General features: G+C 73.0%; 10 protein-coding genes. 6 read left to right on the plus strand and 4 right to left on the minus strand.

The window, feature by feature from the left end:
* The first annotated feature begins 229 nt into the window (after positions 1 to 229).
* Together ftsH and ACYVPE_RS28205 are read left to right on the plus strand one after the other, a co-directional pair.
* A complete protein-coding gene (gene ftsH, locus ACYVPE_RS28200) occupies positions 230 to 2,230 on the plus strand; it encodes an ATP-dependent zinc metalloprotease FtsH (RefSeq protein ID WP_461036552.1) in 2,001 nt (666 codons plus the stop codon).
* Entirely contained in the window at positions 2,220 to 3,347 is a 1,128-nt protein-coding gene (locus ACYVPE_RS28205; RefSeq protein WP_461036553.1) for a lysylphosphatidylglycerol synthase transmembrane domain-containing protein, read from the plus strand. Before ftsH ends, ACYVPE_RS28205 begins: the two co-directional genes overlap by 11 nt.
* On the opposite strand, the gene ACYVPE_RS28210 is transcribed toward ACYVPE_RS28205, so the two are convergent.
* Complete coding sequence (locus ACYVPE_RS28210; protein ID WP_461036554.1) at positions 3,327 to 5,384, minus strand: HelD family protein; 2,058 nt, start codon at positions 5,382 to 5,384, stop codon at positions 3,327 to 3,329. The genes ACYVPE_RS28205 and ACYVPE_RS28210 overlap by 21 nt on opposite strands.
* A gap of 340 nt (positions 5,385 to 5,724) precedes the next feature.
* On the opposite strand from ACYVPE_RS28210, the gene ACYVPE_RS28215 reads away from it, so the two are divergent.
* Complete coding sequence (locus ACYVPE_RS28215; RefSeq protein ID WP_461036555.1) at positions 5,725 to 5,901, plus strand: hypothetical protein; 177 nt, start codon at positions 5,725 to 5,727, stop codon at positions 5,899 to 5,901.
* A 34-nt stretch (positions 5,902 to 5,935) separates the two neighbouring features.
* Here the strand turns inward: ACYVPE_RS28215 and ACYVPE_RS28220 are convergent, their stop codons facing one another.
* The 3 genes from ACYVPE_RS28220 to ACYVPE_RS28230 form a co-directional block, all read right to left on the minus strand.
* Positions 5,936 to 7,597, minus strand: coding sequence for a DNA repair helicase XPB (locus ACYVPE_RS28220; protein WP_461036556.1), 1,662 nt, complete (start codon positions 7,595 to 7,597; stop codon positions 5,936 to 5,938).
* Between the two features lie 149 nt (positions 7,598 to 7,746).
* Complete coding sequence (locus ACYVPE_RS28225) at positions 7,747 to 8,793, minus strand: S1 family peptidase (RefSeq protein WP_461036557.1); 1,047 nt, start codon at positions 8,791 to 8,793, stop codon at positions 7,747 to 7,749.
* 82 nt (positions 8,794 to 8,875) lie between these two features.
* Positions 8,876 to 9,616, minus strand: a complete 741-nt coding sequence (locus ACYVPE_RS28230) for a FadR/GntR family transcriptional regulator (protein ID WP_461036558.1) — start codon at positions 9,614 to 9,616, stop codon at positions 8,876 to 8,878.
* 201 nt (positions 9,617 to 9,817) lie between these two features.
* Here ACYVPE_RS28230 and ACYVPE_RS28235 point away from each other — a divergent pair, with 201 nt between their 5' ends.
* The 3 genes from ACYVPE_RS28235 to ACYVPE_RS28245 form a co-directional block, all read left to right on the plus strand.
* On the plus strand, positions 9,818 to 11,440 hold the full coding sequence (locus ACYVPE_RS28235; RefSeq protein ID WP_461036559.1) for an ABC transporter substrate-binding protein: 1,623 nt from the start codon (positions 9,818 to 9,820) through the stop codon (positions 11,438 to 11,440).
* Between the two features lie 14 nt (positions 11,441 to 11,454).
* Complete coding sequence (locus tag ACYVPE_RS28240; RefSeq protein WP_461036561.1) at positions 11,455 to 12,396, plus strand: ABC transporter permease; 942 nt, start codon at positions 11,455 to 11,457, stop codon at positions 12,394 to 12,396.
* A partial coding sequence (locus tag ACYVPE_RS28245) for an ABC transporter permease (protein ID WP_461036560.1) occupies positions 12,393 to 13,351 on the plus strand: 959 nt, incomplete at its 3' end. The genes ACYVPE_RS28240 and ACYVPE_RS28245, both read left to right, overlap by 4 nt.

Raw genomic sequence — 13,351 nt, forward strand, 5'->3', positions numbered from 1 at the left:
TCGGCGCCGAGGGCGAGTCGTGCTGATGGTCATCGCCGCCGTTCGTAGCCGTCGGCGTCCCCGGCCGCCCCGTCGGTTCCCAGCGGGACTCGGGCACGGCCTCCTCCCGCGAGTGCGCGGCCTCACGCGATGACGCCTCCTCCAGTCCCCGAACGGACCACTTCGGGAGGAGGCGCCACCAGCTCGCTGATACGGTCAAACCCGGGCAAATGACCAACGGAGCCGTCCGGTGACCGCTGCACGCATTCGATGGCCACGCCACCTGCTCGGCAGGTCGGCGGCGTCAGATCCTTTCGGGCGTCCCCCGGACGACAAGCCCGACGGGTCGGGCCGGAAGAACCCGCCCGACCCCTCACAGCCGCCCGCCGGCTGGCGGCGCTGGCTGTGGCCGCTGATCGTGGTGCTCGCCGCCATCGCCTTCCTCGTGCTGCTGCTGGTGCCGGGCCGCGAGGGCCCCTCGCTCTCCTACAGCGACTTCCTGAACCGGGTGAACGACGACAAGGTCAAGTCGGTGACCATCAACGACCGCGGCGGCATCGAGGGCAAGTACCACAGCGGCGGCCACTTCACGAGCCAGATCCCCACCGCCCTCGACACCAACGCCCTCACCGGCCGGCTCCAGGAACACCACGTCAAGATCACCGGCAGCCAGCAGCGCGCCGGCGGCGCCGGCGACACGCTGCTCGCGCTGCTCTTCGTCTTCCTGCCGGTGCTGCTGCTCATCGGCTTCTTCGTGTGGGCCGGGCGCCGCGCCGCCGGCTCGCTCGGCGGCGGCCTCTCCAGCATCGGCCGCTCCCGCGCCAAGATCATCGAGGCCGAACGCCCGACCACCCGCTTCGGCGACGTGGCCGGCTACGACGGCGTCAAACAGGAGGTCAGCGAGGTCGTCGACTTCCTGCGCCGCCCCGAGCGCTACGCCGCCGCCGGCGCCAAGGGCCCGCGCGGCGTGATCATGGTCGGCCCGCCCGGCACCGGCAAGACGCTGCTGGCCCGCGCCGTGGCCGGCGAGGCCGAGGTGCCGTTCCTGTCCGTGACGGGCTCCGCGTTCGTCGAGATGTTCGTCGGCGTCGGCGCCTCCCGGGTCCGCGACCTCTTCCAGGAGGCGTCCAAGCGCGCCCCCTCGATCATCTTCATCGACGAGATCGACGCGCTCGGCGCCCGCCGCGCCGGCAGCCACCCGGGCGGCAACGACGAGCGCGAGCAGACCCTCAACCAACTCCTCGCCGAGATGGACGGCTTCGACCCGAGGAGCGGCATCGTGGTGCTCGCCGCCACCAACCGCCCCGAGGCCCTCGACCCGGCGCTGCTGCGGCCCGGCCGCTTCGACCGGCAGGTCACCGTGCCGCTGCCGAACCAGGCCGAGCGCTCCGCCATCCTGCGGGTGCACGCCAGGGGCAAGCACGTCGCCGACGACGTCGACTGGGAGGTGGTGGCCCGCGCCACCCCCGGCTTCTCGGGCGCCGACCTCGCCAACCTGGTCAACGAGGCCGCCATCAACGCCGTCCGCGCCAACCGGGACACCGTCGACGCCGGCGACCTCGACGCCGCCCGCGACCGGGTGCTGCTCGGCCGCCGCGACTCCTCCAACGCGCTGCTGCCCGAGGAGCGCCGCTCCGTCGCCGTGCACGAGTCGGGCCACGCGCTGGCCGCCGCCGTCTGCGAGCACGCCGACCCGGTGAGCAAGGTCACCATCCTGCCCGCCGGGCCCTCGCTCGGCGTCACCGAACAACTGCCCGAGTCCGAGCGGCACCTCTACAGCGAGAGCTACCTGACCGACCTGCTCACCGTGCGGCTCGCCGGCCGCGCCGCCGAGCTCGTGGTCTTCGGCGAGGGCTCCACCGGCGCCGCCAACGACCTGGCGGGCGCCACCCAGATCGCCACCCGGATGGTCCGCGAGTTCGGCCTCTCCTCCGCCCTCGGCCCGATCGGCTACGCGGACGGCACCCCGCAGTACCTCGGCGGGCACGGCCTGGACGAGATGCTGCGGCGCCCCTACTCCGAGGCGACCCAGCGCGCCATGGACGAGGAGGTGGCGCGGCTGGTGCGGGAGGCGGAACACCGGGCCGTCGAACTGCTGCGCGCCCACCGCACCGCCCTCGACCGGCTGGCCGACATGCTGGTGGCCAGGGAGACGGTGGACGGCTCCCTGGTGCTGGAGATCCTCCGCGAGCACGGCCCAGGCCAGGCGGGGGAGGGCAGCCCGGATCGGTCGGGTGGGGATGGGGGTTGAGGAGAGCAGGCCACCGGGGCGGGCCGGGCGGGCCTGGTGGCCCGTCGCCATCCTGCTGGTGGCCGGCGCCGTGTTCATCGGCATCTCGCGCCGCGAAGAACTCGGCCGGGCCTTCGACGTGCTCTCCCGGGTCAGCCTGGTCAAGCTGCCCGTCGCGCTGGTCTGCCAGGCCGGCGCGCTGCTCTGCCTGGCCGCCGTCCAGCGCTGGCTGCTCTACGCCGGCGGGATCCGGCTGGGGATGGGCAGCATGCTCGGCCTCACCCTGGCCGCCAACGCGGTGGCCGGCGCGCTGCCAGGCGGCGCCGCGTTCTCCGCCGCCTGGATCTACCGGCAGCTGCGCCGCCGCGGCGTCGGACAGGCCCTCGCCGCCGCCGTGCTGGTCGTCGCGGGCGCGCTGTCGGCGCTCGGCCTGCTGGTGATGATCGTCCTCGGCCTCCTCACCACCGGCGCCCGCGGCCCCGGCGCGGTGATCGGGCGTGGCCTGGCCGTGCTGGCCCTGCTCGCGCTGCTGATCCTGGTGCTGCTCAGGTTCGCCCGGGTCAGGGCCGCCTGCTGGCGCTGGTGGGGGCGCATACGGGAGCGACACGCGCGGGCGCGCCGGGGCGAGGAGGCGGTGCGGGAGCTCGTGGCGCAGGCCCAGAGCGTGCAGCCGGGCATTCGCCCCTGGCTGCGCCCCTTCACGCTGGCGCTGCTGAACTGGGTGCTGGACGCCGCCTGCCTGGTCACCAGCCTGTGGGCGCTGGACATCGGGGTGCCCTGGCACGGGCTGCTGATCGCCTACGCGCTGGCGCAGATCCCCGGCAGCCTGCGGCTGACGCCCGGCGGCATCGGCGTCGTCGAGGCCAGCCTCGCCGCCCTGCTCAGTGTGTACGGGCTGACGGCCGGGGAGGCGCTGGCCGGCACCCTGCTGTACCGCTTCTGGAGCTACTGGCTGCTCCAGCCGATCGGCTGGGTCTGCTGGACGGTGATCACCCTGCGGGGCAGAAGGTCCGCCGACGAGGACCGCGCCGAGGACGCCGAGGACGACGCCGACGACGCGGACGACGGGAGCGACGGGGGCGGCGGCGACGGGGGCGGCGAAGGGCCCGGCCGTGGCTCAGCCGGCGGCCGCGAGTAGCTCGGGCAGCGGCGCCGCGTGCACCACCGTCAGGCCGGACACCGCCCTGGTCAGCGCCACGTAGAGGCGACGGAGCCCGGTGCGCTCGTCCGGCTCGCCGTCCACCACGGCCGCCGGGTCGTCCAGCACCACGTAGTCGTACTCCAGGCCCTTGGCAAGCGAGGCCGGCACCAGCGTCAGCCGCGCGCCCTGCGAGGTCTCCTGGCCGGGCGACAGGTGGGCGAGGTCGGCCGCGACCAGCGCCGCCGACAGCGTCGACACCCGCGCGTCGGCCGTGATCAGGCCGACCGAGCCCTCCCGCGCCAGCGCCCGACGGCAGGCCGCGACCAGCGCCTCGTCCAGCTCGTCCGGGGAGACCGCCCGCACCTCGAAGGAGCCCGGCGAGTCCCGGACCGAGGTGGCCTCGGACAGCTCGGGGGCGATCGCCGGCAGCAGTCGGGAGGCGTACGAGATCACGGTGCGCGGCACCCGGAAGCCCTGGGTCAGCTCCTCGATCACCGCCTCCGGCTTGCCCAGGTGCGCCAGCGCCGCCGCCCAGCTCTCGGTGGCCCACGGCGTGGTGCCCTGCGCGATGTCGCCCAGGACGGTGGCCGAGCCGGTGGAGCAGCGCCGGCCCACCGCCCGGTACTGCATGGGGGAGAGGTCCTGCGCCTCGTCCAGGACCACGTGGCCGAGCGAGCCGGTGCGCTCCACCAGGTCGCGCGCCTCGTCGATCAGCACCGCGTCCGCCGGCGACCAGCGGGCCGACTTCACGCTCCGCGCCGGCCGGTCCCACAGGATCTCCTTGCGCTCCTCCTCGCTCAGGATCCCCTCGGCCATCTCGGCCAGGAAGTCGGCCTCGGAGAGCAGCCGCAGCACCAGCCTCGCCGGGTCGACCACCGGCCAGCACTCCTTGACCACCGCCTTGACGGCCGGCGTGCGGGCCACCGCGTTCTGCGTGCGGTCGTCTGGCGCCTCGCCGGCCTGCTCCATCCGCACCAGCACGGAGTGCGCGATCCGCTGCGGCAGCGCCTCGCGGGCCGCGCCATAGCGGATGTCCCGGTCGAGCAGCTCCTGGACCAGCTCGGAGAGCTCGTGGACCGGCACCCGCCAGCGGCGCGAGCCGCGGACCACCATCAGGGGCTCGGCCGGCATCCGCACCCCGGCGCGCACCGCCCGGCGCAGCACCTCGGCCATCCGCGCGTCGCCCTTGATCCGCGCCGCGGCCGCGCCGTCCGCGCCCCGCACTTCGACGTGGGCGACCAGCTCGTCCACCGTGGCCTGCTTGACCTCCAGCTCGCCGAGCGCGGGCAGCACCTGCTCGATGTAGCGGAGGAACGAGCGGTTGGGGCCGATCACCAGGGTGCCGGCGCGGGCCAGGCGCTCCCGGTAGGCGTAGAGCAGGTACGCGACGCGGTGCAGGCCGACCGCCGTCTTCCCGGTGCCCGGCGCGCCCTGGACGCAGACGCTGCCGGTCAGCGGGGAGCGGACGATCTCGTCCTGCTCGGGCTGGATGGTGGCCACGATGTCCCGCATCGGGCCGACGCGCGGCCGCTCGATCTCCCGCTGGAGCAGCCGGCTGGTGGTCTCGGCCTCCGTCGGGTCGGACAGGTGCTCGTCCTCGTAGGCCGTCAGCTCGCCGCCGTCGTAGCCGAAGCGGCGGCGCAGGCCGACGTTCCGCGGGTTCTGCTTGGTGGCCTGGTAGTAGGGCTGCGAGACGGGGGCGCGCCAGTCGATCACCATCGGGTCGCCGTGCGCGTCGTGGACGTGGCGGCGGCCGATGTAGAAGCGGTGCCCGTGCTCGCCCTCGGCGTCGAGGTCGTGCAGGTAGTCGAGGCGGCCGAAGAACAGCGGGGTGTCCACCAGGTCGGCGAGCGACTTGATCCGCAGGTCGAGCTCGGACCGCAGGACCTCGGCGTTCACCCAGTTCGCGGTGACGTCGCCGATGTCGAGGGACTCGGCGTCGGCGCGCATGGCGCGCAGCGCGGAGCGGGACGAGGCCAGGTGGGCGCGCTCGTCCTCGAGCGGCGAGGGGTCGGTCGACTCAGGGGCGGGCACGGCGGGGCCTCCGGGACGGGTAGGGGGGAGCACGGCGGGTGACCGTCGGGCGGTCGAAGCGCCGGCCGGTTGCCGTCCGGCCGGCTCCAGCCCAGCGCACGCGCGTCCCGCGCGGCGTCCCGGGTGGAGGCAGGGGACGGAGCGTAGGCCGACGTCCCCGGGGCGCGCAAATCATTTCGGCGCGCGGTCGACTTCCGGCCCCCCGCCGTCCGTACTTTCGTCAGGGGCGGGTCATCCTCTCTCCCTAGGGGGCGATCAACCCGAGGGGGGAGGGGCGGCCGACTACTCTCAGTCCTTGGACCGATGACTCGGGCGGGTGCGCGGCGGCACCCTTGTACCCATGAGCACAGCAACTGTCCACCCGGGGGCCACCGCCTCGGGGAACGAGAACCATCCCAGGCACCTCCTGGGGAACGCACTGCGCGCGGTCCGTGTGGTGGTCGGGGCCGCCTTCGAGGTCGCCGTGCTCGGCCGGGTCGACGAGCGTGGGGCGATAGTCCGCCGGAAGCTGTACTGAGCCGCGCCGGGCGGCGCGGCGGGGCCGGCCCGGCTCAGACGCCGTCCAGCTCCTCACCGTCCGTGGCGGTCAGCTCCCCGGCGTCCATGATCCGGTAGGCGTAGCCCTGCTCCGCCAGGAAGCGCTGCCGGTGCGCGGCGAAGTCCTGGTCGATCGTGTCCCGCGCGACCACGGAGTAGAAGCGCGCCTCGTGCCCGTCCGCCTTGGGGCGCAGCACCCGCCCGAGGCGCTGGGCCTCCTCCTGCCGGGAGCCGAACGTGCCGGACACCTGGATCGCGACCGTGGCCTCCGGCAGGTCGATCGAGAAGTTCGCCACCTTGGAGACCACGAGCACCTGCAGCTCCCCGGCGCGGAACGCGTCGAACAGCTTCTCGCGCTGCGCGTTGCTGGTCTCGCCCTTGATCACCGGGGCGTCGAGCACCTCGCCGAGTTCGTCGAGCTGGTCGATGTACTGGCCGATGACGAGCGTCTGCTGCCCGGCGTGCCGGCGCACCAGCGTCTCCGTCACCCGGCGCTTGGAGTCGGTGGTGGCGCAGAACCGGTAGCGCTCCTCGGGCTCGGCCATGGCGTAGGCGAGCCGCTCCGACTCGGTGAGGTCCACCCGCACCTCGACGCAGTCGGCGGGCGCGATGTAGCCCTGTGCCTCGATCTCCTTCCAGGGGGCGTCGAAGCGCTTGGGCCCGATCAGCGAGAACACGTCGGACTCGCGGCCGTCCTCCCTGACCAGCGTGGCGGTCAGGCCGAGGCGGCGGCGGGCCTGGAGATCCGCGGTGAACTTGAACACGGGAGCCGGCAGCAGATGCACCTCGTCGTAGATGATCAGCCCCCAGTCACGGGAGTCGAACAGCTCCAGGTGCGGATAGACCCCCTTCCGCTTGGTGGTCAGCACCTGGTAGGTGGCGATGGTGACGGGCCTGACCTCCTTGCGGGTCCCGCTGTACTCGCCGATCTCCTGCTCGGTCAGCGAGGTGCGGCGCATCAGCTCCGACTTCCACTGCCGCGCCGACACGGTGTTGGTCACCAGGATCAGCGTGGTCGAGGCGGCCTGCGCCATCGCCCCCGCGCCCACCAGCGTCTTGCCGGCGCCGCACGGCAGCACCACCACGCCGGAGCCGCCGTGCCAGAAGCCGGAGACGGCCTGCTCCTGGTAGGGCCGCAGCGCCCAGCCGTCCTGCCGCAGCTCGATCGGGTGCGCCTCGCCGTCCACATAGCCGGCCAGGTCCTCGGCGGGCCAGCCGAGCCGCAGCAGCGCCTGCTTGATCTGCCCGCGCTCCGACGGGTGCACCAGCACGGTGTCGTCGTCGAGCCTGGCCCCCACCAGCGGCGCGATCCGCTTCGAGCGCAGCACCTCCTCGAGCACCGCGCGGTCGTTGCTCTGCAGCACGAGGCCGTGCGCCGGGTGCTTGAGCAGCGTGAGCCGGCCGTAGCGGGCCATGGTCTCGGCCACGTCCACCAGCAGCGCCTGCGGAACCGGATAGCGGGAGTAGGTCACCAACGCGTCCACGACCTGCTCGGCGTCGTGTCCGGCGGCCCGCGCGTTCCACAGGCCGAGCGGCGTCACCCGGTAGGTGTGGATGTGCTCGGGAGCCCGCTCCAGCTCGGCGAACGGGGCGATCGCCCGCCGGCAGCCCTCCGCCTGCTCGTGGTCCACCTCGAGCAGCAGGGTCTTGTCACTCTGGACGATCAAGCAGGACACGCACACCTCCGCCGGCCGGCTCCGTACGCCATACGTGGGAAACGGGAAATACTACCTCGCTTCACCGGGCGGGCGCCTCAGCGCCCGATCGGTCCGGGCCGCGCGGGGGGCACGGCCCGGACCGATCGCCCGCCGGTGGGGGCCGGCGGTCAGTACACCGTCACGCCGTACTCGGCGAGGGCCTCCTCGACCGGTTGGAAGTAGCTGACCGGCCTGACGGTGCCGGCGTCGCAGGCTTCGTTGGATCCCGAGAGGAGGCCGTAGCCGGTGGTTCCCGAGTAGAGCGGGCCGCCGCTGTCGCCCGAGCGGGAGCAGGCGGAGGTGGCGATCAGGCCGGTGACGGTGCCCTGTCCTTCCGCGTAGTTGACGGTCACGTCGAGCGCGGTCACCGTCCCGGTGCGCACGCCGGTGGTGCGGCCGCTGCGGGTGATCGGCTGGCCGACGACGGGGGTGCCGGCCGAGGTGATGTCCTGGTAGCCGTCGTAGGTGTGTACGCCGCCGTCCCTGGCGACGGCGTCGTTGGTGTAGCGGACGATGCCGTAGTCGTCGCCGGGGAAGCTGCCGCCGACCGTGGTGCCGAGCGGCACACTCGCGGCCTGGTCGGCGAACCAGTCGGTGAAGCCGTTGGTGCAGTGCCCGGCGGTCAGGAAGTAGGTGTCCCGCCCGTCGGTCACGTTGAAGCCGAGGGAGCAGGGGCGGCCGCCGCGGTAGACGGCCTCGCCGCCGGCGATCGCGGTGGTCAGGGTGCCGGTGGAGCGCTCCAGGCGGGCCGCGTCGCCGAGGCCCGCGACGACCGACCGCAGCCGGGCCAGCTCGGCGCCGGTCACCGAGTCGTCGTGGGTGACCAGCACCTGGTTGGCGGCCGGGTCGACGCCCCAGGTGGTGCCGGGTATCGCGGCCCGCTCGGCCAACAGGTCGGTGGCGGCCGCGAGATCGGCCGCGTCGCGCTCGACGCGCCGCGGGGTGGCGCCGGCCGCGGCCACGGCGCGGGCGGCCGCGTCGTCCGTGACGGTGACGACCAGGTCGCCCGCGCCGTCGAGGTAGGAGCCGGCGGTCCGGTCGCCGAGCCGGCCCTCCAGGGCGTGGGCCAGGGTGGCCGGCTCGGCCGCCGGTGGCTCGGCGCCGGCGGCGGTCGCCTGCGGGGCGAGGGACGCGGTGAGCAGGAGGACGGCGGCCAGTAGCGTGCGTGGTCTCAACTCGGGCTCCCATTAGGGGTGTTGGGGGGAAGTGGAGGCCGATCTTCCGTTCCCCGCAGCCCTACCCCTGGCGCCTGGCCCGCTACCGCGCTGTCAGGTTCTCGTCAGTCGTGAGGTCCTGGGCGCTCTCGGCGAGGAACCGGCGGACGCCCGCGAAGTGGTGCCGCATCGCCTCCGCGGCGCGGCGCCCGTCGCCCGACTCGAGCGCCGCCAGGATGTCGCGGTGCCGGCTCACCGTGCGCGCCGGCGGGTCGCCGTGGTCTTCGCGCGGCTCGTCGCCGACGCCCTGGAACGCGGCGTGGAACGCCGCCCAGAACGCGTCGAGCACCTCGCTGAGCAGGTGGTTGCCGAGCGAGCGGTAGAGCGCCAGGTGGAACGCCCGGTCGGTGGCCGCCGTCACCCGGTCGACCGCGGCCTCCCGCTCCATGGTGGCGACGAGCTCGTGCAGCACGGCCAGGTCCTCGGCCGGCACCTTCCCCGCCACGCTCACGATCAGGCCGGCCTCGACCGCCTCCCGCACCTCCAACAGCTCGTAGAGGCCGGCCTCGCCCCTGCCGTGCAGCACCGCGGCGCGGAACACCATGCCGTTCACGAACGAGTCGAGGCTGAGGCCGCCCACATAGGTGCCGAAGCCGTGCCTGATGTCGACTATGTCGACCGCCTGCAGCGCCTTCAACGCCTCCCGCACCGAGTTGCGGCTGACGTCGAAGCGCCCCATCAGCTCGCTCTCGGTCGGCAATGGGTCACCGGGGGCGAGCCGGCCGTCCAGGATCAGCTGCTTGATCCGCCGCTGTACCTCGTCCGCCATCATCCGGCGTGCCATGGCCGTGTCCCTTCCCTCACGCACCTGACAACCCTCCCCCTGACAAACCATTCGCAGCCACATTCTGCCAGGAGATAGGACATGGGACGTCCGGTCAAATGAGCCCAGGCGCACAGGTCTTGACCACCCTTCGCGGCCGCTCCTACCGTGACATCGGACGTAGAACGTAGGACCTCCCGCCGGAGTCGCCAGGAGGCGTCGATGGACCGTGCCCTCGCCCGCAGGGACTTTCTCAGGATCACCGGCGCACTGGGTGCCGCGGGAGCGATCACCGCGTCCCTCGGCGCCTGCACGGGGCCGCCCTCCACCATCGACCCCGGCGGCGGCCGCGGCGGCGGTGGCCTCACCGACCTGACCGCCGTCATCGGCTACGGCAACGACGGCAGCTGGGACCCGACCATGACCGCCTCGGCGTTCGGCATGGCCGGCAACAACCACATCTACGAGGGCCTGCTCGACACCGACCCCATCACCCGCGCCCCCTACCCGGCGCTCGCCAACGCCCTCCCCCTCGACCAGACCGCCACCACCTGGCAGTTCACCCTGCGGGACGGCGCCACCTGGCACGACGGCGAGCCGGTCACCGCCGACGACGTGGTGTTCACCTTCGAGCGGATCCTCGACCCCGAGGCCAACCCCCTCACCCGCTCCTTCTTCGTCACCTGGCTCGCCGAGGTGCGGAAGACCGGCGACCTCGCCGTCGAACTCGACTTCCGCTTCCCGTTCCCCGAGGCCGCCCCCCGGCTCACCATCGCCAAGATCATGCCCCGGCACGTCTTCAGCCGCGACGGTGCCTGGGACGACGCGGCCGGCGGCTTCGCCCTCGGCTCGGGGCCCTACCGGCAGGCCTCCCACACCCCGAAGTCCAACACCGTCTTCGAGGCGTACGACGGCTACAACGGCCCCCGCCCGCCCACCTTCCGCACCATGAACTGGCTCACCGTCGTCGACGCCGCGCCCCGCGTGGCCCGGATCTCGGGCGGCAGCGCCGACGCCCAGATCGCCGACAACATCCCCTACGCCAACATCGAGCAACTCCAGGGCGACGGCCTGGAGGTGGCGGGCGGCGCCGGCATGAACCACCTGTTCCTGATGTTCAACACCGCCAACCCGCCCTTCGACGACGTCCGGGTGCGGCAGGCGCTGTTCTACGCCATCGACAGCGAGCAGATCGTCGACGTCGCGCTCCGCGGCAACGGCCGGGCCGCCACCTCGTTCCTCAACGAGGACCACCCCGCCCACCAGCCGGCCGCCACCGTCTACTCCTACGACCCGGACCGCGCCCGCCAACTCCTCGACGAGGCCGGCGTCGACGACCTCAGCGTCAACCTGATGTCGGTCAACGTCAGCTGGGCCGTCGACTGCCTCCCCACCATCAAGGAGTGCTGGGACGCGATCGGCGTGCGCACCACGCTCGAACCGCAGGAGACCTCGGCGCTCTTCACCAAGATGGACCAGAACCAGGACTACCAGGTGGTCGCCGCCGTCTCCAACCCCAACCAGTTCGGCGTCGACCCCGACCTGATCCTCCGCTACAACTACACCGCGGGCGGCACGTGGATGGCCTACACCGGCTGGGACACCAGCGACGAGGCCACCGACCTGTTCGCCCGCATGGACCGCGCCACCGAGGAGCCGGACCCGGAACGCAAGCTCGAACTCGTCCACGAGTACCTGGACATCATCGCCGAACAGGCCGTCCTCTACCCCGTGGTGCACAACGAGCTGCTCACCGCCTGGGACCCGGACCGCATCGTCGGCGTCCGCGCCCAGCCCTACCCCGGCCTCAACCTGCTCCAGGCAAGGGCGAGGGCCTCGTCGTGATCATCGTCGCCCGGATGGTGCTGCGCCGCGTCCTGCTGCTGGTGCCGCTGCTGCTCGGCATCATCCTCTTCGTCTTCCTGGTCATGCGGTTCTCCGACATGGACCCCGCCTCCGCCTACTTCCAGGGCGCCAACCCGACCCAGGAACAACTGCACCAGTTCCGCGAGGAGAACGGGCTGCTCGACCCGCTGCCGGTCCGCTACGCCGACTTCGTCGGCGAACTGGTCCGCGGCGACATGGGCATCAGCGTGCTGACCCGCGCGCCGGTCGTCGACCAGGTCACCACCGCGCTGCCGCTCACCATGCAACTGGCCTTCCTGGGCCTGGGCTTCGCCGTCGTCCTCTCGCTGCTGCTCGGCGTCACAGCCGCCGTCTACCGTGACCGGCTGCCCGACCAGCTGATCCGCGTCGTCTCGCTGACCGGCGTCGCCGCGCCCGCCTTCTGGATCGCCCTGCTGCTGATCCAGTACGCGGCCGTCGACCACGGCTGGTTCCCGACCGGCGGCTACATCAACCCGAACGACTCGTTCAGCGGCTGGCTGGAGACGATGACGCTGCCGGCCCTGGCGCTCTCGCTGCCCGTCGCCGCCCAACTCACCCGCATCGTGCGGACGGCGGTGGTCGAGGAACTCGACCGCGACTACGTGCGCACCGCCGTCGGCAGCGGGCTCCCGCCGGTGGTCGTCGTCGGGCGCAACGTGCTGCGGAACGCGCTGATCAACCCGCTGACCGTGCTCGGCCTGCGGGTCGGCTACCTGCTCGGCGGCGCCGTCGTCATCGAGACGATCTTCGCCCTGCCAGGCATGGGCAAGCTGATGATCGACGCGGTGCGGAACGGCGACCCGGCGGTGGTCCAGGGCGTGGTGCTGACGACCGCCGTCGGCTTCGTGGTCGTGAACCTGGTGATCGACATCCTCTACCTGCTGATCAACCCCCGGCTCAGGAGCGCGACATGAAGCTGTTGCGGAGGCTGCCCCTGGCGTCGCGGATCGCGCTCGGCATGCTCGGGATCGTGGTCCTCACGGCGCTCCTCGCCCCGATCCTGGTGCCGCACGACCCCTACACGCAGGCGCCGACCGTGGAGGGCCCCTCCGCCGACCACTGGATGGGCCAGGACAGCCTCGGCCGCGACATCCTCAGCCGGCTGATGTACGGCGCGCGCTGGTCGCTGGCCATCGGGCTCGGCGCCACGCTGCTCGCGCTGCTCGTCGGCGCGATCCTCGGCTCCGTCGCGGCCACGTCGCGTCGCGCGGTCGACGAGGCGGTGATGCGCGGCCTCGACGTGGTCATGGCCTTCCCCGGCATCGCGCTCGCCGCCGTGCTGATCTCCGTCTTCGGCGGCGGCATCCCCGTGCTCATCTGCGCCATCGCCTTCCTCAACATCCCACCCGTGGCACGGGTGGTGCGGGCCAACGTGATGGCGCAGTACGGCGAGGACTACGTCACGGCGGAACGCATCATCGGCGCCCGCACGCCGCACATCCTGATCCGCCACGTGGCGATCAACTGCGCCGCGCCCGTGCTGGTCTTCTGCACGGTGATGGTGGCCGAGGCCATCGTCTTCGAGGCGTCCCTCTCCTTCATCGGCGCGGGCGTCCGGCCCCCCGAGCCGTCCTGGGGCAGCGTCATCGCCGACGGCAAGAACATGGTCCTGCTCGGCGGCTGGTGGGCCACGGTCTTCCCCGGCCTGCTGATGCTGCTGACGGTCCTGAGCCTCAACATCCTCTCCGAGGGCATCTCCGACACCGTGGCCTTGGCGACCGGCCAGCCCGACGACGACAGCCGCGCCGACGGCACGGGCCCCGCCCCGGCGGGCGGCTCCGCCGCCGGGCCCCCTGGGGCGGCTGTGCCCGCTGCGCGGGCGGCTGGGGACGGCGTCGAGCCCGCTGCCGCTCGCGCGGGCGACGGCTC

The sequence above is a fragment of the Streptomyces mayteni genome, assembly GCF_054783955.1.